The sequence below is a fragment of the Candidatus Frackibacter sp. WG13 genome (assembly GCF_900114655.1).
Classification (GTDB): Bacteria; Bacillota; Halanaerobiia; order Halobacteroidales; family Acetohalobiaceae; genus Frackibacter.
Window position 1 is genome coordinate 268,376 of record NZ_FOTT01000001.1, and the last position, 21,965, is coordinate 290,340.

Annotated in this window: 26 protein-coding genes and 2 riboswitches; all 26 genes read right to left on the reverse strand. The window is 34.0% G+C overall.

Features of this window, described 5'->3' with window-relative positions:
* Positions 1-150 precede the first annotated feature (150 nt).
* On the reverse strand, positions 151-2,442 hold the full coding sequence (locus BM077_RS01410) for an efflux RND transporter permease subunit (protein WP_089747375.1): 2,292 nt from the start codon (positions 2,440-2,442) through the stop codon (positions 151-153).
* A 256-nt stretch (positions 2,443-2,698) separates the two neighbouring features.
* Positions 2,699-2,848: a hypothetical protein gene (locus BM077_RS13660; RefSeq protein ID WP_176941577.1), complete on the reverse strand. Its 150-nt coding sequence runs from the start codon at positions 2,846-2,848 to the stop codon at positions 2,699-2,701.
* 18 nt (positions 2,849-2,866) lie between these two features.
* Positions 2,867-3,817, reverse strand: a complete 951-nt coding sequence (locus BM077_RS01415) for an acyl-CoA dehydratase activase (protein WP_089747378.1) — start codon at positions 3,815-3,817, stop codon at positions 2,867-2,869.
* A complete protein-coding gene (locus tag BM077_RS01420) occupies positions 3,814-4,914 on the reverse strand; it encodes a CoA protein activase (protein ID WP_089747380.1) in 1,101 nt (366 codons plus the stop codon). The genes BM077_RS01415 and BM077_RS01420 overlap by 4 nt, the downstream gene beginning before the upstream one ends.
* Positions 4,911-5,837, reverse strand: coding sequence for an acyl-CoA dehydratase activase-related protein (locus BM077_RS01425; protein WP_090095099.1), 927 nt, complete (start codon positions 5,835-5,837; stop codon positions 4,911-4,913). The genes BM077_RS01420 and BM077_RS01425 overlap by 4 nt, the downstream gene beginning before the upstream one ends.
* A gap of 28 nt (positions 5,838-5,865) precedes the next feature.
* Positions 5,866-6,588 (reverse strand): ZIP family metal transporter, encoded by a 723-nt coding sequence (locus tag BM077_RS01430; protein WP_089747384.1) that lies wholly within the window; start codon positions 6,586-6,588, stop codon positions 5,866-5,868.
* Positions 6,589-6,622: 34 nt separating this feature from the next.
* Positions 6,623-8,092 carry a spore germination protein gene (locus BM077_RS01435; RefSeq protein WP_089747386.1) on the reverse strand — a complete coding sequence of 490 codons (1,470 nt, stop codon included), beginning with the start codon at positions 8,090-8,092 and terminating at the stop codon, positions 6,623-6,625.
* Entirely contained in the window at positions 8,076-8,657 is a 582-nt protein-coding gene (locus tag BM077_RS01440) for a stage V sporulation protein AE (RefSeq protein WP_089747388.1), read from the reverse strand. The genes BM077_RS01435 and BM077_RS01440 overlap by 17 nt, the downstream gene beginning before the upstream one ends.
* 53 nt (positions 8,658-8,710) lie before the next feature.
* Entirely contained in the window at positions 8,711-9,061 is a 351-nt protein-coding gene (locus BM077_RS01445; protein WP_089747616.1) for a SpoVA/SpoVAEb family sporulation membrane protein, read from the reverse strand.
* Positions 9,062-9,101: 40 nt separating this feature from the next.
* The gene (gene spoVAD / locus BM077_RS01450) at positions 9,102-10,151 is read right to left on the reverse strand and encodes a stage V sporulation protein AD (protein ID WP_176941578.1); all 1,050 of its coding nucleotides are present in this window, start codon (positions 10,149-10,151) and stop codon (positions 9,102-9,104) included.
* A gap of 22 nt (positions 10,152-10,173) precedes the next feature.
* On the reverse strand, positions 10,174-10,620 hold the full coding sequence (gene spoVAC, locus BM077_RS01455) for a stage V sporulation protein AC (RefSeq protein WP_089747392.1): 447 nt from the start codon (positions 10,618-10,620) through the stop codon (positions 10,174-10,176).
* A gap of 53 nt (positions 10,621-10,673) precedes the next feature.
* Positions 10,674-10,886, reverse strand: coding sequence for a dodecin family protein (locus BM077_RS01460; RefSeq protein WP_089747394.1), 213 nt, complete (start codon positions 10,884-10,886; stop codon positions 10,674-10,676).
* Positions 10,883-11,116: a hypothetical protein gene (locus tag BM077_RS01465; protein WP_089747396.1), complete on the reverse strand. Its 234-nt coding sequence runs from the start codon at positions 11,114-11,116 to the stop codon at positions 10,883-10,885. The genes BM077_RS01460 and BM077_RS01465 overlap by 4 nt, the downstream gene beginning before the upstream one ends.
* 136 nt (positions 11,117-11,252) lie before the next feature.
* Positions 11,253-12,023: a SigF/SigG family RNA polymerase sporulation sigma factor gene (locus tag BM077_RS01470; protein WP_089747399.1), complete on the reverse strand. Its 771-nt coding sequence runs from the start codon at positions 12,021-12,023 to the stop codon at positions 11,253-11,255.
* 12 nt (positions 12,024-12,035) lie between these two features.
* The gene (gene spoIIAB, locus BM077_RS01475; protein ID WP_089747401.1) at positions 12,036-12,467 is read right to left on the reverse strand and encodes an anti-sigma F factor; all 432 of its coding nucleotides are present in this window, start codon (positions 12,465-12,467) and stop codon (positions 12,036-12,038) included.
* Between the two features lie 25 nt (positions 12,468-12,492).
* The gene (gene spoIIAA, locus BM077_RS01480) at positions 12,493-12,831 is read right to left on the reverse strand and encodes an anti-sigma F factor antagonist (protein WP_089747403.1); all 339 of its coding nucleotides are present in this window, start codon (positions 12,829-12,831) and stop codon (positions 12,493-12,495) included.
* A 129-nt stretch (positions 12,832-12,960) separates the two neighbouring features.
* Positions 12,961-14,151: a D-alanyl-D-alanine carboxypeptidase family protein gene (locus tag BM077_RS01485; RefSeq protein WP_089747405.1), complete on the reverse strand. Its 1,191-nt coding sequence runs from the start codon at positions 14,149-14,151 to the stop codon at positions 12,961-12,963.
* Positions 14,152-14,319: 168 nt separating this feature from the next.
* On the reverse strand, positions 14,320-15,054 hold the full coding sequence (locus BM077_RS01490; protein ID WP_090095101.1) for a DUF3784 domain-containing protein: 735 nt from the start codon (positions 15,052-15,054) through the stop codon (positions 14,320-14,322).
* Positions 15,055-15,192: 138 nt separating this feature from the next.
* Entirely contained in the window at positions 15,193-15,363 is a 171-nt protein-coding gene (locus BM077_RS01495) for an aspartyl-phosphate phosphatase Spo0E family protein (protein WP_089747409.1), read from the reverse strand.
* Positions 15,364-15,471: 108 nt separating this feature from the next.
* Positions 15,472-15,554: riboswitch (cyclic di-GMP riboswitch) on the reverse strand.
* Between the two features lie 234 nt (positions 15,555-15,788).
* Positions 15,789-15,953: an aspartyl-phosphate phosphatase Spo0E family protein gene (locus BM077_RS01500; protein WP_176941579.1), complete on the reverse strand. Its 165-nt coding sequence runs from the start codon at positions 15,951-15,953 to the stop codon at positions 15,789-15,791.
* Between the two features lie 108 nt (positions 15,954-16,061).
* Positions 16,062-16,144, reverse strand: a riboswitch (cyclic di-GMP riboswitch).
* Positions 16,145-16,481: 337 nt separating this feature from the next.
* Positions 16,482-17,786, reverse strand: a complete 1,305-nt coding sequence (locus BM077_RS01505) for a pyrimidine-nucleoside phosphorylase (RefSeq protein ID WP_089747413.1) — start codon at positions 17,784-17,786, stop codon at positions 16,482-16,484.
* A complete protein-coding gene (locus BM077_RS01510) occupies positions 17,786-18,601 on the reverse strand; it encodes a purine-nucleoside phosphorylase (RefSeq protein WP_089747415.1) in 816 nt (271 codons plus the stop codon). The genes BM077_RS01505 and BM077_RS01510 overlap by 1 nt, the downstream gene beginning before the upstream one ends.
* Before the next feature lie 12 nt (positions 18,602-18,613).
* Positions 18,614-19,795, reverse strand: coding sequence for a phosphopentomutase (locus BM077_RS01515; protein WP_089747418.1), 1,182 nt, complete (start codon positions 19,793-19,795; stop codon positions 18,614-18,616).
* A gap of 155 nt (positions 19,796-19,950) precedes the next feature.
* Positions 19,951-20,598, reverse strand: coding sequence for a stage II sporulation protein M (gene spoIIM, locus BM077_RS01520; protein ID WP_089747421.1), 648 nt, complete (start codon positions 20,596-20,598; stop codon positions 19,951-19,953).
* Positions 20,599-20,667: 69 nt separating this feature from the next.
* Positions 20,668-21,375 carry a hypothetical protein gene (locus BM077_RS01525; RefSeq protein ID WP_089747422.1) on the reverse strand — a complete coding sequence of 236 codons (708 nt, stop codon included), beginning with the start codon at positions 21,373-21,375 and terminating at the stop codon, positions 20,668-20,670.
* A gap of 35 nt (positions 21,376-21,410) precedes the next feature.
* On the reverse strand, positions 21,411-21,959 hold the full coding sequence (locus BM077_RS01530; protein WP_089747618.1) for an NUDIX hydrolase: 549 nt from the start codon (positions 21,957-21,959) through the stop codon (positions 21,411-21,413).
* Positions 21,960-21,965: the final 6 nt, after the last annotated feature.

The following is a 21,965-nucleotide window of genomic DNA, read 5'->3' on the forward strand; positions in this document are numbered from 1 at the left end:
CGCAAGCCTACGATAGACTCTGCTTCTAATTCGGAAGCTCTTTTCTGGGCTTCACTGTCTCGCCCAGCTTAAAGTTCAAAGCTGGTCGCAAGCCTATGATAGACTCTGCTTCTAATTCGGAAGCTCTTTTCTGGGCTTCACTGTTAACTGTTACCTTCCCCTCAACGAAATATCATCTTCTGAACTCATCACGTCACTTATCTTCGCACCTACAATAATCAGTGATGGCAGTACTACCATTGCTCCTAAAAAGGAAACTAACATTGTGATTGACGTCAGTAATCCAAAAGTCTTTAGCGGTGGGAATGAAGAAAATAATAGAACTAAGAATCCTGCAGTTACAGCTGTTGCATTAAAATAATTTGCTCTTCCAATTGTCTTAATAGCTATTTCCAAAGCTTCTTTTAAATTTGCTCCTTTTTCTCTTTCTTCCTGATAGCGAGTATAGAAATGAATACTGTAATCCACCCCTACTCCAACGGCAATACTTGCAATCATACTAGTTGCTACATTCAATGGCACTGATGTCCAACCCATTAACCCAAAGTTTATTAATACAGTAACTGCTATTGGAAAACTACAAGCAAACCCTTTCAATGGTGATTTTAAAAGAATGCTAGTAATGATAAAAGCTAATAGAATTGATGATAATAAACTCTTAATCTGACTACTGATAATCATGTCTGTTAACCGATTACTTAAGACAGGAGTTCCAGTTAAAGTAATATCATAACTTTTATTCCCAAACTTATCATCAATCAAACCTCTTACTTTCTGTATCATCAATTTAGTCTGTTGACTACTAGCACTAGCTACCATAACTCTAATTCTAACTTCCTGATGATCAAAGTCTATAAAATCACTTAATAAATCATCATCATCGGAAGATAAAAGTAGAAGATACTGTGCAATCCCCCTGCCTGGTAGTCGCTCAAACTTCTCATCCCCTTGGTTTAGAGCTTGATTTTCTTCTTCTAACAGATCAACCACCGACATTGAATTGCTTAATAGATCTATTTCTTCTAATTCTGTCTGAAAACTTTTTACTTTCTTTAAAAAATTAGGATTTTCTATACCATTTCTCTTTTTAGTATCTACTATAATCTCTAATGATTCTGAACCACCAAACTTAGTGTTAACTAATGTATCTGCTTTTCTGATTTCACTTCCTTGCTGAAAAAAAGTAATATAATTCGTCTCGGGCTTAATCTGTGGGACAACCCATAATGATAATAAACAGATGATAATGACTCCAATAATTATTAAAATTGCATGCCTATTAACAAGTTTGGATATATTACTACATAATTTATCTAATAGCTTTCTATCTTCTGCTGCTCGTAAATGTTTAGGCTTTTTAAGTAAAAAGAGAGTAGCTGGTAAAAAGGTTATAGACATTATAAGAGCCGCAAAGACACCAAAAGCAGTAAAGAGACCAAAATCTTTAATTATCGTTAAGTCTGATAAGCCCAAAGAAGAAAAACCGGCAATAGTAGTTATTCCTGCCATCACAATAGCCATTCCTACTTTTAGAATACTTTCAATAATTGCCTCTTTTTTATTCAACCCTTCTTTTTGGTCTTCATAAAACCTAGTTAAGAAATGAATAGCATACGCACTACCTACACTAACTAATAATACTGGTAGTACAGTACTAACTATTGATAAACTCTTACCTAACCAAGCAATCAAACCAATCGTCCAAATAACACTAAAAAGCACAACAATAATAGGTAAAACTACTCCTCGCCAACTATGAAAACTATCAAATAAGATTAACATTACCATTATCGAAACAAAAGGAAAGAGTTTAATAATATCATTCTTCATATTATCTGCCATCGCTTTAGTCAAAACTGGACTTCCTGTTAAATAACTTTCCTCTGTTAGCTCAGCTTCCTTCCTAATCTTTTGCACCTTAGAAACTACCTTTTTTTGATTAGCTTCAGGACTTAATTGAGAAATAATTGTTGCTGCCTCTAAATCTTGGGCTACTAAAGTCCCTAAATAGCGGTCTTTAGTCAAAACATCTTCTTTTAAGCTCTGAATTTCTCTTTTAGTTTTAGGTATTTCTTTAATGAATTCCCCTATTTCAATCGTAAATCCTTTACCGCGAATCTCTTCAATATTAGTAATACTCCGCACCTTATTAATTCCTTTAATACCTTCCAGCTTCTTAGTTAAGTAATCAATATGCTGTAAAGTCTCTTTATCCATTATATCTCTATCTTTTAGCATTAAGACTATATATTCTGAACCACCATATCTATCACTTATCTTATCAAATGTTTCAACTACTGGGTCACCATCTGGAAACATCTTCTTCATATCAGTATTAATCTTAACCCCAATAGCTTGATAAGCAAAAAATACTGTTAATAAAATAGTCATTATAATAATTCCTTTAGCATACTTTTGTACAAAAGACTTGATAAATTTCACTTGACCACCTCCTATTTCAGAACTGACCAGTCAGTTCTATATATCCATAATTATATCTCACTTCCCATTAAATGTCAAGTAAGGAAGTGAGTTTAGATTGTGTCAAGTTACTATAGAAAATAACTCAAATTATTTTTTGACTCCCTCTATGATAAAGTTGTTATTCCTGTGCGTTCATAATCAATTGATTATGAACGCAAACTATCTATAAAACTTATTTGTTCTCTAAATTTTAAGCAAGAGCTAAGATTAACCGTTAAGCAAATTTCTTAACCTTGACCTTAACCTGTATTTTTCTGGGCTTCACTGTCTCGCCCAGCTTAAAGTTCAAAGCTGGTCGCAAGCCTACGATAGACTCTACTTCTAATCCGAAAACTCTTTTCTGGGCTTCACTGTCAACTGTCAACTGTACACTGTTAACTGTTTAAACTGCTTCCCATTTTGGGCACTTAAAGCCCCATCTAGCTACTAATTCTTCATCTTGATAGATATTAATAATCTCACAACTATTTGGACAGGAATCACATTCAAAGCTAGAAACATTATAACTAAATTCTGACACATCAAAGCCTTTAAAAGAAGTTTTTTTCTTCTGTCTCATTTCTTCTTTTGCTAAGATGGCTGAACCTAAGGCTCCCATTACATTATGATGTTTTGGGACGTTTATTTTAGCGTCTAATTCCTCAGAAAAAGCTGCTTTAATACCTTTGTTAGCAGCTACTCCGCCTTGAAAAAGAATCGGCTCTAAGATCTCTTTCCCTTGTCCTACATTGTTAAGATAATTTCTAACTAATGCTTCACAAAGTCCAGCAATTATGTCTTCTGTGCAATGGCCTAACTGTTGTTTGTGAATCATATCTGACTCTGCAAAGACAGAACAACGACCAGCAATCCTAACTGGGGAATTAGCTTGCAATGCTAATTCTCCAAACTCTTCAATTGGTATACTTAATCTACTCGCCTGCTGGTCTAGAAACGAACCAGTTCCTGCCGCACAGACTGTATTCATCGCAAAATCGACTACTACTCCTTCTCGCAAGATAATAATCTTTGAGTCTTGACCACCAATTTCTAATACTGTTCTAACTCCTGGAACTACATTTGAAGCGGCAACAGCATGAGCTGTAATCTCATTCTTGATTACATCAGCCCCTACAATTACTCCTGCTAAATTTCTAGCACTACCTGTAGTTCCGACGCCTTTGATTTGAATATCACCAATCTTCTCACCTAGTTTCTTTAAACCGATTTGGATTGTATCTATTGGCCGTCCTTGTGTTCTTAAATATAACTTTTCTAACACTTGATAATTATCGTTTAATAAGACTAAATTAGTACTTACTGACCCCACATCAATTCCTAAATAGCCTTTCATATAACTTGACCTCCCACCTGGTCTCTTCTCTTTCTTGCTAATAAATCAACAAATGCTTCTAATCTAGTAATAAACCCTGCATCCCCAGTATGTTCATCTAATACTAATGATAGCACTGGTAGATTCCTTTCTTTACTAATCTCAGGCAAAATACTCTGCGCCACTATCTCTGGCATACAGGTAAATGGAGCTAATTGAATTACACCATCATATCCTTTTTCATCATAAAGAATCGTTTGACCTATTGTCTCTAACCCATGACCACCAACAAAATGTTCTAAGTAAGGTTCAGCAGCTTCTTCTATTTTGTGATGTTTGGCAGTATTACTTGCATTTGAAAAAAGATGTTCACTTACCCAGTCACTAAGGTATATAGACCGATCAACTATAACCCCCATCTCCCCTAACTTTTCCTCTAAATTAAGATTAGTAAATGGCTCTAAGACTACATAAATCTCACCTACTATACCTATCTTAAGTGGATCCCTTTTCATATCCAAATCCAAATCTAAAATTTTATCTTTTAAACCTATTACTAATGAATAAAGCTCTCTTTTATCTTCTGTTCTTTCTAATTTCCTTAAAAATTCTTTATATAATTTAGTCACTGACTGCGGTTCAATAGCATAAGCTCGCATTTGATTAACATATTCATTAGCTTTATCAATAACCTCACATTTTGCCCAAGCCAATCGCCAAGCGCTTATAAACTTCCACCATTCAACATGCTTAAATATAAACTTAAATTGCTTGATGAAATTCTCCCAACGACTTTGGAAAGGCTCTAAAACTATCATTTCATAATCATAACCTAAATCATTAAGAATCTCCTTCTGCACCTCCGCATAATATCCAAAACGACAAGGACCAATACCACCACCCATTATGATTGTATCTGCGCCTAATTCTAATGCTTCTATATAATTACCTATATTTATCTTTAATGGTAAACAAGCAAACTCTGGTGAATACTTTACTCCTAAATCTAAAGTTCGTTTAGTAATTGGAGGTGGTTCTATCACATCTAGACCTAAATTATTAAATAATGACTTAATCGATAAATTCATATTCCCCATATGCGGAAATGTTACCTTCATGCTCCTTTAACCTCCCACTTAATCATATCTACAAATGCTTCTAACCTAGTTAATAATCCTGCCTCTCCTGAATGTTCATCTAGGTTCAAAGACATAAAATGAATATCATCTCTTCGTTTAGCCCTTCTTTCAATCAATTCTCCAATTAAAGCATCTGGCCCACAACCAAAAGCTGCTAGTTGAATAATACCATCTATCTCTTGGCGATCAAATAGATAGTAAGCAGCCCCAATAATTCTTTTATTAAAAGTCCAGAAAAGGTCTTTAGATAATTTATTAGCACCTTGCTTAATCTGTTGTGAAGTAAGATTTTGAGGAGTTATGACTTCTACTCCTAGATTCTTTAGTTTATCTATAATACCTAAATTAATATATTGGTCATTAAGCAAATAAGAATGTCCCAATAAAGCAATTACTAATCTATCTTGACTCTTAATACTCTTTGTTAAATCTTTATGATACTTTTTAAAAGCCTGATTAGCCTTCCAATGTGCTTTTAAGATCTTTAATTTGTTATCTGTAAACTTAGCCCCTAGCTCTAAATTAGCCTTTAATAAAGATAACCAACTTTGATTACGATTAATCGTTGGCGTCAATAATTGTGGTAAATTATCTATATTACTCCTAATCATATCCGGTAAACCCATTAGTTTAGGACAGACATATTCATTATTCTCTACACTCACAATGCGAGGTAAGAAGAGATAATCTACTTTATCACAAAGATCAAGCACATGACCATGACACATTTTAACCGGAAAACAAGCCTCGTCTATAGCTAATTTAACCCCTTTGTTTACTATTGCTTTATTAGAAGATGATGACTCCACTGTTTCTACTCCTAATTCAGCAAAGAACTTCTTCCATCCAGGATAATAATAAAAATATAATAATGACTTTGGAATTCCTACTTTCAATGTCATCTCTTTCCTCCTTTCTACAACATTTAAATTAAAAAGCTAAAGAACCAGCTGTAAATATTTCTCCTAAAAGAAAACTAGATAAAAAGCCAATTAGGACTCCCATTACCTCAAACTTACCACCGTTACTAACAGCTCTTGGAATCATCTCATCAGTAATCATATAAAGAATAGCTCCTCCGGCAAATGCCATAATTGAGCCTAGCCAAAACTTTGATAGCCCAACCAAAAATTTAAAACCAATAATAGCCCCTATTGGATTAATCAAAGCAATTATTCCTGCAATTAAATAGGCAAATCTTTTTTTAAAGTTTCCTTCATTAATCATCTCTTCGGTGGTCAAAAAACCCTCAGGAATATTATGCAGAAAGACAGAAACCGCTAATACTGTCCCTAACCCTCCACCTCCAGTAGCAAAACCAATTCCCATACTAATTGCTTCTGGCAAGTCATCTAAAAAAGTACCTAAAGCAATTCCAACTCCGGAGCTAAATCGCTTTTCAATAAAGTCATCAATTACTAAAAAGAATATCCCTCCTAATATAAAACTACCAGAACTCCCTAACATTCCAGCCCCGCGATACGATTCGGGGATTAATGAAAAAGAAATAACTGAAAGCAATATTCCAGCACCAAATGATAGCATGAAAGATAATAAACGCTCAGATATATCCTTAGTTCCTAAATACCCACCTACTAAAATGGTGCTTCCTGCTAAAGAACTATAAATAATGACTTTAGTTAAATTATCCATTCATCACCCCTCGTTCCCTGCTCCTTGAGTAATACTAACCATCCTTTCTATCCTCCGGATATCTATCAGAATCAGTTGGACTATGAATATTTGGTCGCCGGTGCGATAAATCCAGAATCGACTGTCTTGCAATATAAGACTTTAATGCATTCCAATTAAAAGGAATTAGAGGCCATAAATAGGAGATACCAAAAGATTTAGTAAATAAGAATAATCCAATTATAATTACTGTGCCTACAATAAATCCTGGCAATTTAAATAAAGTAACCAAAATTAATAATATAAATCGCAATAGTTTAATTGTCAACGCCAATTCAAAACCGGAAATGGCAAAGTTACTAGTAGCTCCAATCGCCATATATAAGATAGTTTCAGGAACAAACAAGCCTACTTTCACTGCAAAATCTCCCAATAATAATGCTCCAATTAAACTTAAAGAAGTTGCTAAAGCATTTGGAACTTGAATTGAGGCCATTCTAACTAAATCAATACCTAAACTAGCCAGAACAAACTGCCATCCTATTGGAATTGTACCGGCCTTTTTTGGTCCAATAAATTCTAAAGATGATGGTAACAAATCTGGTTGTAAAGCAAATAATAACCAAAGTACCGGTAAAAATAACGAAGTTACTGTTGCCGCTAAACGTACTAACTTTAAATAAGTTCCTGGCAATGGTGTTTGCCGATAATCCTCTAAACTCTGTACATGGTCGAAAAAGACCGCTGGTAATAAAAGGGCAGTCGGTGAATTATCAATAATAACACAGATCTTACCCTCTAGTAAATGAGCAGCCACAAGATCTGGCCGTTCAGTATACCTAACTTCAGGTAAAGGATTCAGAGTATTACCAGTCAAAAAGTCTTCAATTGTTTTATCTGCTAAAGGCAATCCATCTACATTAATCTTCTTTAACTTTGTTTTTATAATATCAACTAATCCAGGATCTGCTATATCTTTAATATAAGTAACTGCTACATCACTATTCGACCTATTACCTATTTTGATGACCTCAGCAATAAATTCTGGATCACGTAAACGTCTTCTAATCATCTGTACATTAAATAACATTGTCTCAACAAAGCCATCATTAGGGCCGCGAGTAGACTTTTCTAACTCGGGTTCTTCAGGACCTCTAGACATCCAAGTTCGACCATCAATAACTATTGCCTCAGTTTCACCTTCAACAAAGATTACTTGTGGACCAGCTAAGATCTGATCTATAGAGTCATCTAAGGTATTTACTGTACTAACTTCAAAATATGGAATTCTTTTATCTAATATTTTTTGAATTACATCTACACTAAGCTCTTCTCTTTCAGTTTCTATTAACTGTTCCAAAATAAGTATAAAATCGTCTTTAACGAAACCATCTAAATATACCATCCCAGCTTTTTTATCGCCAATTAGAAAGGTTCTAGTCAGCACATCAAAACTAAGATCAGCATGTAATTCATCTTGCAAATATTCTAAATTTTTATCTAATTCCTTAAAGATTTCTTTCATAACTGATTCCACTCCTACTTAATATTTCTTCAATAGCTTTCATAGTAACTGGACAACCTTTAGACAAATCATCTTTCTTATCCATCTTACCGATATCCCCGATTCCTACCACCATCTCTGGTTCATATTCGTTAATAATATCAATAGTATCTCCTTCTAAATAGAGATTAGTAATTGGTTCTGAATCCCCTTCTTTATCGACTGGACCATCTACTATTTCAGCATTATTAGTAACTGAAAAGTTTGGTTGAATTCCCTCTACATCTTTAGTATCAGAGGCTACAGCCAAAACACCTAATACTTCTATATCTCCAGAATCCAAGATAATTTCCATAGCTTCTTCGCCAGCACCTTTACCGCTGTTTCCTTGATCATCAAACATAACTAAAGCTACATCCGATTCAGCTTCTTTTATTAATTCAACTATCTGTTCACCACTATTTTGAGTAGGGTTCCCAGCCGATCTAGAGATAGTACGTAACCCCAACTTCTTTCCTGTTGCCTCAACCGCTTTACATGCTGTTTCATCTCCATCAGTAATTAATATAGCTTTTTTTGCTGCCATCACTTACCTCCTTATTAGTCTTGTGATTAATAGCTGAAAATATGCGTAAATTGCTATTCTTTGGGATGAAAAAGAGCAGCCATTAAGAATCCAATTATTATTGAGGCGCTTACTCCAGCACTTCCTACTTCTAAAACACCAGCAAATAGCCCCAAAAATCCTTCACGTTCAACTTCAGTTAAAACTCCTTTAGTTAAAACATGTCCAAAATTAATAACTGGAACAGTAATGCCAGCCCCAGCAAAATCAATAATTGGTTGAAACCAGCCAACTCCAGTTAAAAGTGAACCAGTTATAACCATCCCCACTAATAAATGAGCCGGTGTATAATTAGTAAAATCTAAAAATAGTTGTCCTAACCCACAAACCAATCCCCCAACTAAAAAAGCAGCTAAATAATTCAAGCCTCTTACCTCACTTTCCATAAGTGCTTAAGTATCTTTTCTATTCTTCATAGCTAAAATTACCAATAGCATTATTTGGCGATTCATTTTCAATCACAATTCCGTGAGCAATGCTTGGGATTGATTCTCCTTGCAGCGATGTTAATGGACTTAGCAATGCTCCGGTAGCTACTACAAATATTCGCTTAAATTCACCATTATTTAAATAAGGTAGCAAATAAGCAGCAGTTACTACTGCTGCACATGCACATCCACTTCCTCCTGCCCCTACATCTTGATCAGAATTATATAGTATCTTTCCACAATCATCATGACAGTCTTGTAAATTTATATTCTTTTCAGCCAATAACTCTTTTAATAATTTGCTACCTACTTCTCCTAAGTCTCCTGTAACTATCAAATCATAATCCTGTGGAGTCCGTCCAGTATCATTTAGATGCTGTAAAATTGTATCAGCCGCTGCGGGAGCCATAGCAGAACCCATATCTTTCGGGTCCTTAACTCCTAAATCGATCACTTTACCTACAGTTGCCTCTGTAACTACTGGACCCTGTCCATCCTTAGCTAATAATGTAGCTCCGGTTCCAGTAGCCGTCCATTGCTTATAACTTGGATACTTATCACCATACTCATTGGGGGTTCTATACTGCCGCTCTGCTCCCTGATAGTGACTAGAAGTAAAGTTTATTGTCCTATAACCATAACCGCCATCTATTAGAATAGCTCCTAAGATCATTCCTTCGACCATTGTAGAACAAGCACCATAAATCCCAAAGTAAGGAACTGCAAATTTCCTAGCAGCAAAATTAGAAGTAACTGTTTGATTTAATAAGTCTCCACCGATTAAATAATCAATCTTATCCGGGCTTAAATTTGCCTTTTGCAAGAGAAGATCTATATTTTCTTGTGTCATCTTTCGTTCCGCTTTCTCCCATGTCTGTTCTTGATAATATGAATCCTGTAAAGCTTTATCAAAGTACTCTCCTAATGGACCTTCTCCTTCTTTCGGACCGACAATAGCTGCCGAGGATATAATTTTAGGCTTTCTTTCAAATTTAATTGTCTGATTTCCAACTACTTTATTCATCATATATCCTCCATTTATAAAATAATCAAATAAAAATCAACTTAATTATTCCAACTATAAAAGCACTCAACATCCCATAAGTTAATACTGGCCCAGCTACACTATACATCTTAGCACCTAGTCCTAAAATATACCCATCTTGCTTATACTCCATGGCTGGGGAGACTATCGCATTAGCAAAACCAGTAATTGGAACTATAGTTCCTGCTCCTGCATACTGAGCTATCTCGTCATATACCCCAATGCCAGTTAGTAAACCACCAATAAAGATCATACTTACACTCATTAATGGTCCTGCCTCATTTAAAGCAAGCCCCTGAGCTGTCAGTATATTAGTAATTATCTCTCCTACTACACAAATTAACCCTCCAATTACATAAGCAGAAATAAAGTTTTTAACTTTAGAATCAGATGGATGAGCATTCTTAACCATCTTCTGATATTCATTAGGAGTTTTATTAATTTGGGGCATTATCATTTACCTCCTTTACAAATTACAGGCACCTAATATTAGGTGCCTAATAATTATTTGCGACTTTCCTTAACTGGAAATGCAACTTGTACATTAGCTTTATATTCTACAATTTCACCATCCTGTACATCGGCAGTTAAGTTCAAAATCTCTACTCCAGTAATACCGTCAATCGTTTTATTTGCTTCTGCTACTGCATTCTTAGCAGCATCTCTCCAATTATCTGTCGATTCTCCTACCAACTCTACTACCTTAGTAATTGTCATCTTATTTCCCTCCATAATAATTTTAAGTTAAATTCATTATTTATTATTCCTTTATCAGTATTCTTTCCTGCCATGTCTAATTTATGCATTTTAAAGACTTTTTTAGCTCCTGGCGGCAACCCTGAGTCAAAAATTTCATTATTCATTAGTATCCAAGAAAAAATAGTTAATGCAATAACTAAAATTAAAGCTATAGTAACAGCTGTCGCTATAGTCTCTTCTATTAGCATCGAATCACCACCTTTAACTAATTATTAATCTTGTAGTTATTATTTGCAATATGAAAAAATATAGTATAGAAATAAAAAGAGAAGGTTACATAATCTTCCTGTAACCTTCTCATACAAATTATTGATATTTTTAATTTTAATTTATTTCTTCTCTAATCTTCTTAATAATCTTTCGTTCTAGTCTTGATACTTGTACTTGTGAAACTCCAATTTGCTCTGCAATTTCGTTTTGAGTTAACTCATCAAAATAGCGCAACTTCAAAATTAATTTTTCTCTTGGTTCTAAATATTGAATTACTTGCTGCAAATCTAATCTATCAATCTCTTTTTCATACTCTTCACTAGTCGCCGCTAACTGGTCAATTAGTTCAATTGAACTACCTTCTTCCTCATAAATTGAAGTATAAAGAGAAGTAGGCTCCTGTACTGCCTCTAAAGCCGTCACAACCTCCTCTTTACTAACATCTAATTTATCAGCTACCTCTCCTACAGTTGGTTCACGGTTTAACTCTGCCATTAATTCTTCTTTAACTTTATTAATCTTATAGGCCCTATTCTTTAAGGAGCGACTAACTTTAACTACATCATCATCTCTTAAAAATCGTTTTATTTCACCAATAATTAAAGGAACAGCATATGTAGAAAATTTTACTCCTCTATCTAAATCAAACCTTTCAATTGCTTTTAATAAACCAATACTACCTATTTGAAATAACTCTTCATAATTATAATTACTATTAGCAAACCTATGAGCTATTTTAAGTATTAACTTTAGATTATGATTAACTAACTTTTCTTTGGCCTCATTACTCCCTGCTTGAGCTTTAGCTAATAACTCCTTTGTTTCTTCGTCAGATAACAACTCTTTCTCTGGAATATTTAAGTTACCATTCCCAAACTTTTTCATTAAATCTCGCTCCTAAGTTGCTTTCTTTTGTGATTTTTCTGGAATTTTAACCATTTTTAATTTAGTTCCTTCTTGTAGCTTAGAATCTACTTCTAAATCATTCATAAACGAATCAATAAACACTAACCCTAATCCCATTCTATCAGCTGTCGTATAGGAAGGTTGCCTAGCTTGTTCAATATCTGAAATCCCTTGTCCATAATCTTTGATAGTAATTATTAATCTGTGATTATTTATTGCCATCCCAATCTCTATTACTCCTTCATCATTATGATAAGCATGGATGATTGCATTGGATACTGCTTCTGAAACAGCCACTTTGATCTCTTCAATTTCAGATAAAGTAAAATCTAACTGGGCGGCAAAAGATGCTACTGTAACTCTAGCTAAACCGATATTATCCGTAAGACTCTTGATTTCTAATTTAGCACTATTACTACTCAATCTCCTTACCTCCTTAAAGAAAGTTTTAAACTGCTTTCAATGCTTCACGTTCACTAGGAAATACATCTACTATTTTCAAAATACCTGATAATTCAAATACCTTATTAATTGAATTTTTGACATTAATTAATTTAAGCTCTCCACCATGATTACTTATTCGCTTATAGCGCCCAATTATAAATCCTAAACCTGAACTATCAATAAAGTCAACATCCTCTAAATTTAGAATCATATTCTTGATTCCAACTTCTTGGTCTAACCTATCTTCTATCTCCATTCGCAAATTATCAACAGTATGTAAATCCAAATCACCATAAACCCTTACAATTAAATTTACTCCTTCTCGCTCTATCTCTAAGCTCATCGTTAGATTAACCTCCCTGCTATAAATATAGTTCTGTATTAATTAGAATTCAATATTGATTTATTTTCTCCTTCATTTTTTACAATATTTTCAATATATTTCATTTTAAAGTTATTATTTCTATATTGATTAGCTAAAGAGATTAACGATATTCATTAAAAACTTTCTTAATAATTGAATGATTATCTGGATTATATTTCCTTTTTCCACGTCGCGATTAGAAACTAAATCAGTCTTAGCTATAACCTTATTATTAGCTAAAACCCTTATCTCTCCAACCTTATCTCCTGCTTTTAAAGGAGCCATTAGGTCATCTTTAATTACTATCTGTTTCGTTAACTTATCTTCATTACCTCTAATTACTGCTGCATTTAAATCCTCTTTCGCAACCGCTTTAATCATTGGCTCTTTACCTTTGTAGACCTCTATCTGGTCAATAGCCACCTCACCTTTCTTAATTACTTTAATCGAACGATAAATATTAAAACCATATGATAGTAACTTACCTGCTTCATTAAATCTAACCTTAGAATTATCTTCTTGCATTACTACTGATATAAAGCGCAATCCTTCTCTTTGAGCAGTAGCTGACACACAATAACCAGCTTCACTGGTATATCCCGTCTTTAATCCGTCAGCTCCATTATAAAACCTAACTAAATTATTGGTGTTACGTAAGAATGAGTCCCCATCACGCAAGTAATCGATCCATACTTTTGTATATTCTAAAACTTGAGGATAATTATTAATTAATTCTCGGGACATTAAAGCAACGTCATGGGCACTAGTATAATTACCTTTCATTTCAGGGTCAGTAGGCGGCAACCCATTAGTGTTGACAAAATAAGTATCCTTCATCCCTAACTCTTTAGCCTTCTTATTCATAGCATCTACAAAAGCTTCTTGCGTCCCATAAAGATATTCAGCCACTGCTACACAAGCATCATTAGCAGAAACTATTGCTATTGCCTTAATCATTTCTTTTAATGTCATCTCTTCACCTGGTTCTAACCAAATCTGTGACCCACCCATACTAGATGCATGTTCACTAGTTGAAACTACATCGTCTAACTTAGCTCTTCCCTCATCAATAGCTTCCATAGTTAATAATAGAGTCATAATCTTAGTTATACTAGCCGGCGGTAGTTCTTCATGCGAATTCTTTTCATATAAAATACGACCAGACTTAGCCTCCATCAAGATAGCTGATTTAGCTTTCAAATCAAACTGAGGATTCGGAATATCTTCAGCTAATATAAAAGGAGTAAATAACAAAGAACAGACCGAAATTATTAATATAATTCCCAATAATCTTTTCAAAACTTAACTTCCCCCTTTCTACAAACTCTTCTACTATGTTAAATGATTATTAGTGGTCAAAGAAAAGTATTCTTGGTAAAAGGAGGAAAATAAAGAACTAACACATTCCATTAAAGAAAAATTAGGATAACATATAAAAAGAGAAGGGATATCCCTTCTCTTTTATACTTAGTTCTTATTCTTTCGTTTTTCCTTTATAATTTTTACAATCAGTGAAATCAAACTCGTAGCTCCCATAGTAATTGCACTCCAACCCTTGGGGCCAAGTTCTCTAGCCTTCTCTAATAACTCTACATCACTTGTATCCTCTTGACCAGAGTTAATTTCAGTCTTAGATGAATCTTGCTGTTCTAATTGATCTTCCTGATTATTCTGATTTTCTTTAGAAGACTGGAAATAACTTTCTAATTTCTTAGGCTTAATTACTTTTATCATTTTCTCAGTTGCTAAAGTCTTTTCGTCTTCATTTTGTTCTTCTTTAGCCTGTTCTCCTTCATTTTGATTCTGTTCTATAGTAACACCTTTAACTTCTTTTTTCTCTTCACTTTGTACTTTCTCCTTAGAATCTTGTTCGTTATTTTTTTCTGCTTCTTTATTTTTTTCTTTCTTATTCTCTTGTTCCTTATTTCCTGTTTGCTCATCTTGCTTTTTAGCCTCTCCTGTTTGATTATTACTAGCATTATTTTGCTTACTTTCTTTTTTATGTTGTAGATTACTCTTTGACTTACCATCCACTCTAAAAAACAAATATAAATTAAAGAGAGTTAAAATCACTATTCCTGGTAACAAAAAGAATTGTAAAATAGATAATATATTAAATCCAAACAATATACCACTTATTATTAAGACAACTGGAATAATAGCTATTACACTACCTACTATCTTTTTAATTAGACTATTCATTGTTTTTAGCTCCTTAAGATTTTTTCTTATTATAACTCTATCTTTAGGGAGCTATACTTATATTATAGATTCAATTTTAATTATGCTTGAAATCTAGCTATAAAATTAGCTTATATTATAATACTATAATCTGCTTCACTAATTCTGCACCTGTTGCCGCTGCCGCATGAAAGTCACGATTAATTCATCTAATTCTTGACTCTTATCTACAACTTTTTTTGCAACCAATTTATCATTATCTTCACTAGTTTCTATAAGTTCTGCCTTTAACTTATTAATTTCATTCTTTAAATTATCAATATTAAACATGCTTCCTCACTCCTTTAATAATTTTCCATATTAAAAATTAAAAGTCTTATTCCTTTCAGACTACCAGAAAGGAATAAGACTTTATAATAAAAATAAGCCGCTAATCCCTTTGGCAGTCTGACAATCATAGCTTATCGCCGTAGACCCAGACTTTGTGACCCTGTCTTTCAACAGGTGTACCTTTTTTCCAAGGATTTGTTTCAATATTTAATTGATCTTATTAATTTTACTGATTTCATTTTTATGATAATATGGATATTATTACTAAAATCATTGCTTCCATATTTATTATTCTATATTAGGCATAATATTCCTGCATAATTTATAAAAAAATATATTTTACATTATATTCCTTATTAAACTGTCCAATTAATCTTATTAAGTACATGTTTCTTTATATTTTCGCATTTTGTATAAAATATATCTCATCCTTGTAACTGCTTGTCCATAAAAGCAACAATTAATTTATCTAATTCTTGACTCTTTTCAACTACACTTTCAGCAACTAAATCATCATTTTCTTGGCTGGCCTCTATAAGCTCTGATTTTAGTTTGTTAATTTCATCATCTAGGTTTGCGGTATTAATCATTATCATCACACCCCTTTGTCTTTTCACTAAAATACTAAAAACCTCATTCCTTTCAGACTACCAAGAAAGGAATGAGGCCTTATAATATGAAAATAAGCCGTTAATCCCTTTGGCAGTCTGACAGTCATAGCTTATCGCCGTAGACCCAAACTTTGTGACCCTGTCTTTCAACAGGTGTACCTTTTTTTCCAAGGATTTGCTTCAAAATATTATTTGATTTTATTGCTAATTATTAATTTAATTGTCTGTTCAATATTTATCTTTTATAAATTAATTACTTCTTTTAATTGTTCCTCTATAATAATTATTCAAGATTTAGAAATTAATTCCTGCATTTTTTAGGAAAAAATTATATTTTTTCTCTTTTGTTTCTCGCAATCTTATAAATAAGATTCCCATATCAGTTAATCATACTTAAAATCTAATTATGAAATATGTCCACATTTATTAAGTTCTATAATTCACAAACAGATTCCTGCTTTTATTATCAATTATTTAACATATTTTAAAATCTACCTCTATAATATCTTACTTTACTATTTCATAGATTAATGCTTTTTCTTCTACTGGCTCTGTAGTGATAGTATAGGCTTTCTGTAACTTTTCTCTAGCTGCTGTTAAATCGCTCTGCTCATTAACATGTAAAAGAGCCAATTTATCCCCTTTACTTACTTCCTCACCAACTTTAACTGCTAATTCAACACCAACAGCCATATCAATATTATCTTCTTTACTTTTTCGCCCAGCTCCTAATAACATTGCTGCAATACCAACATCCTCCGCAGCTATCTCTTCAATATAACCATCAGCTTCTGCTTTTAATTCGATCTTCTGCTTAGCTGTTGGTAACAAGTTATAATTATCTACTACTTCTGGATTACCACCCTGAGCAGTTATCATCTCTTTTAATTTTTTTAATCCTGCCCCGCTAGTTAGAACTTTCTCTAACTCTTCTCTTCCAGCTTCTACACTCTTTACAACTCCCGATAACCTTAACATCTGTGACCCTAAAGTTAAGCAGAGAGCAGTTAAATCAACAGGCCCTTCTCCTCTTAAAGTTTCTATCGCTTCTTTAACCTCTAAAGCATTACCAACTGCTAATCCTAATGGTTGATTCATATCTGAAATAACAGCAATTGTTTCACGTTGAACATTTTTCCCAATATCTACCATGGTCTTAGCTAACCTTTTCGCTTCTTCATAATCTTTCATAAACGCACCATCGCCAACTTTAACATCTAATACTATGCCATCAGCACCAGCAGCTATCTTCTTGCTCATAATACTACTAGCAATTAATGGAATAGAATCAACAGTAGCCGTTACATCACGCAAAGCATATAACTTTTTATCAGCAGGCGCTAAATTTCCGGTTTGCCCCGCTACCGCTACTTTAATATCATTTACATTATTAATAAACTGCTCCCGAGATAATGACGTATTAAAATCAGGAATCGATTCTAATTTATCAATAGTACCACCAGTATGTCCTAGTCCTCTACCGGACATCTTTGCTACCGGAGCACCAGCAGCAGCTACCAAAGGTGCCAAAACTAAAGTTGTAGTATCTCCTACACCACCAGTACTATGCTTATCAACCTTGACCCCTTGGATAGGACTTAAGTCTATAGTATCACCTGAATTAGCCATAGTCATTGTTAAATCTGCTGTCTCTCGTTCATTCATTCCTTTAAAGAATACTGCCATCGCCCAAGCAGATAATTGATAATCAGGCAGTTCACCAGCTGTATATGCTTCAATTAAATATTCTATTTCTTCTTTCGACAACTCATTGCCTTCTCGTTTTTTTAAGATAATATCATAAGCACGCATTATATCTCACTCACAATCTCTCTAACTAAAGTAATAAATTTAGATTTTACTCGTTTTGTAGTCTCAATAACTTCATTATGATCCAATGGTTGAGCCAAAATACCAGCTGCCATATTAGTTATACATGAAATACCCAAAACATTCATTCCCATATGCTTAGCGGTAATTACCTCTGGAACTGTAGACATTCCTACAGCATCAGCACCTAATCTAGAAATCATTCGAATCTCAGCCGGAGTCTCATAACTCGGGCCTGTCATCGCTAGATAGACACCTTTTCTAGTATTAATTCCTTTATCTTCAGCTACTTGTTCAGCTAAATCGATCAGTTCTTCATTATAAGGCATCGACATATCAGGAAAACGTGGTCCTAATTCTTCTTGATTAGCTCCAATCAACGGATTAGTCCCCATAAAATTAATATGGTCATTAATAATCATTAAGTCTCCTACATTATAATTGCGATTAACTCCTCCGGCTGAGTTAGTGACAAGTAACTTTTTAGCTCCTAATAAATTCATAACTCTTACTGGAAAGACCACCTCAGACATTGCATAACCTTCATAATAATGAAATCTTCCTTGCATAGCTATAACATTTTTCCCTTCTAACTTACCAAGCACTAACTGCCCAGCATGTCCGTCGACTGTAGAAGTTGGAAAGTTAGGGATTTCATCATACTTGACTATAGTAGCATCTTCAATCTCTTCAGCTAAAACACCTAGACCAGAACCTAAGATCATAGCTATATCAGGTCTGCTATCACTTGCTTCCTTTAAATACTCTACACTTTCTTCTATTGCTTTTAAATCCATATCTCATTCCTCCTACTTAATTATCTCTTTTTTAAAGCTTGTCCCATTTCCTGTACTATTAACTTCTAAAAGATCAGTAATAGTCGCTCCTAAGTCTGCAAACGACCTTCTAGTACCTAAATCAACACTCTCTTTTACTGCCGCTCCATAGACTAATAAAGGGACATATTCTCTAGTATGGTCTGTTCCTTCATAAGTTGGATCACACCCATGGTCAGCTGTAATTACTAAAAGGTCTTCTTCATTTAATTGATCTATAATCTTTGGTAGTTCGACATCAAACCTCTCTAATGCTTTAGCATATCCTTCTGGATCATTCCGATGTCCATATTCTTGATCAAAATCGACTAAGTTAGCAAAGATTAAACCATCTTTATCTTGCTGTAAAAACTTAATAATATCTTGGATAGCTTCCTGATTATTGCCACTATGTATTGAATCAGTAATTCCTAGATGAGAAAAGATATCTTCAATCTTTCCCACTGCCATAACCGACTTATCTGTATCACTGATATAATCTAAAATCGTCTTTGTAGGCGGCTGTAAAGAAAAATCTTCTCTTCTATCAGTCCGTTCAAAGCTTCCTAGTTCTCCTACAAATGGTCTAGCAATTACTCTCCCTACCGCATGCTCACCAGTCAAAATTTTTCTAGCTATTTCACACATTTCATATAACTCTTCAACTGGAATCACCTCTTCATGAGCGGCAATCTGAAACACACTATCAGCAGAAGTATAAACTATTGGCTTACCTGTCTCTAAATGTTCTTTCCCTAACTCCTCAATAATTACTGTTCCTGACGCAGGACGATTTCCTAATACTTTTTTTCCTATCTTCTCTTCAAAATCTTTAATAATTTCTGCTGGAAAGCCCTCTGGATAGGTTGGAAAAGGGTCTTCAGAAATAATCCCTGCTATCTCCCAATGACCAATAGTAGTATCTTTTCCATTAGATGCCTCAGCCATTCTTCCGAAAGCTCCTCTTGGCTCTGCTACCTCCTGTACTCCTTCGATGTCTGTTTCTACAATATTTCCTAGCCCCAACTCTTCTAAATTAGGAAGATTAATCCCCCCAACTACCTCAGCTATATGAGGTAAAGTACTACAACCTTCATTCCCAAATTCAGCTGCATCAGGTAATGCACCAATGCCAACACTATCTAAAATGATTAAAACTACTCTTCTTATATCCATAATTCTTCCTCCTTCTATTAAATTATCTAGTTTATTATTTCCTAGCTAAATATTAATATACACCTATCTATTGTTAGACGTCAGACAACTCCTATGACTTTATTTCCATATCTATTAGACAAAATCCTGCTTATTTCTGTTTTTTCTTTGGGGTATTAACCATTAATAATTAATTTGGTAACGACCCCCATTAAGGTAGGAGTTAAGAATGATTCAATTAGCCCTGCTCCTATTGAAACAATAGCTAATAAGACCATTAAGGTAGAATAACCGAAGAAATACTGAACAAAATTTATAGGTAAATTTAAGAAGCGACTCTTAAATAGATTAAAAGAAAATGCAATACCTGCTACCGACGATAAGAGCAACACTGGAATTACCAATAAATTATGCGGTAGAATAGAAGCAGCAGCAAATACTAAACCTTTCATGGCTAATTCATCTATTAAGAAACTAGCTGTAAAACCAATTACAAAGCCACGTAGAAAGACAATGACTGGAATTAGAGGCATCCCAATTACTGAAACACCCAAAACCCATAATATTATAATCATCTTTAAATTATAAAGAATCGCTTGTTGTGCTAAAATACCTTTCTGCAAAATTAATTCATCTTTAAACCCCTGAAAGAAACTAGATAGATAGTTAATCAGTTCCCCTTTCTCATTATAACTTAACATCTTAACTGCAATTGACCCAAAAATGACCCCACTAATAAAGATTATCGTTAAAAATAAGAATATATGAAAATTACGTTGGATAAACTGTAGACTGCTATCGCCAATCCGCTTTAAATTAAACATACTCCCCCTCCTAATTAGACCTACTTTGCTAAAATATATGTATTAGAAAGGGTAAATATGACAAGCTATCTAAAACTCCAAAAAGCCTTCCTCTATAATTAACTTTCCGATATGATCAGCCGCTAAAACATCTTCATATGATTTAGAACTAGCTGCTACTAAAGTAATTCCTGTTTTAAACTTTTGGGCCATTCTAATCGCTCTCTGGGCTGATTCTTTTGCTGGTAAGACCCCATTTTTCTTAAACGTTCTAGCCACTGTCCCGGTTATTACCGCGGGTGCTCCATAATTATAGGCTGCATCATAAGCCACTCCGCCACTATCAGTTATCACTAAGACTACCTTATCCTTAAAATCAGCCATCTTTACTACTTCTGCCCCTAAGTTAGGTAATATAGCTTCAATTGCTACTCCGGAACGCTTTACTCCAGTTAAAGCCATTTGGATATTCTCTTTACGTTCCTCTTCGTTACCTACACGTGGTTCTGTAATAATTACAAGTTGAGTATCATTCTTTAATGCTTTCTTACCAGCAAAATAACCTATCTTTTCAGGATTAACCTGTACTGGCACAGAAACATAATCAGGACTAGCACCAAACACATCTATAGCACCCGCATCTAAGACTGACTCTATCGTAGTTGACATATCTATAATATCAACTATAACTACTACATCACCTTTTCTTGCTGCTTTAGCTGCTCCAGAAGCATTAGAAGTAATATTTAAGGTTGGTACCCACTCACCATTTACCTTTTTGCCTAATAATTTTGTCACTTTACTTTCACCCCTTAACAACAACTCTACCTAATTTAATCTTTTTGTAAATAATTTAATAAGAATTGAACACCAATAATTGTTTTAGCATCAATTATTTCTGGAGTATATAACTTATTCTTTAAGTCTTCTAAAGGTATTTTAAGCACCTCAAGAAACTCATCGACATCAGTATGTTGTTCATATTTAGATAAGTTTTGTGCTAAATAAAGATGGATCCGTTCATCACAAAAGCCTGGTGACGTATAAAAACTGCCTATTCTTTTTAAATCCCCAGCTTTATATCCTGTCTCCTCTTCTAACTCTCTTCTTGCACACCGCTTTGGTTCTTCATTAATTTCTAACATCCCCGCTGGCATTTCTAATAATATCTGTTCAGCTGGATTTCTAAATTGTCGAACCATAATTACTTCTCCTGTATCCTGTAGATAAGGGATAATAGTTACTCCTGCGGCGTGCTCTACTATCTCTCTCTTAGCTTCATTTCCATCTGGTAGTTTAACATTATCAATCCTTAAGTTTAAGATTCTTCCTTCGTAAATTTCTGTACTCTTTAGTTGCTTCTCAATTAAATTTTGACCCATCTTTAC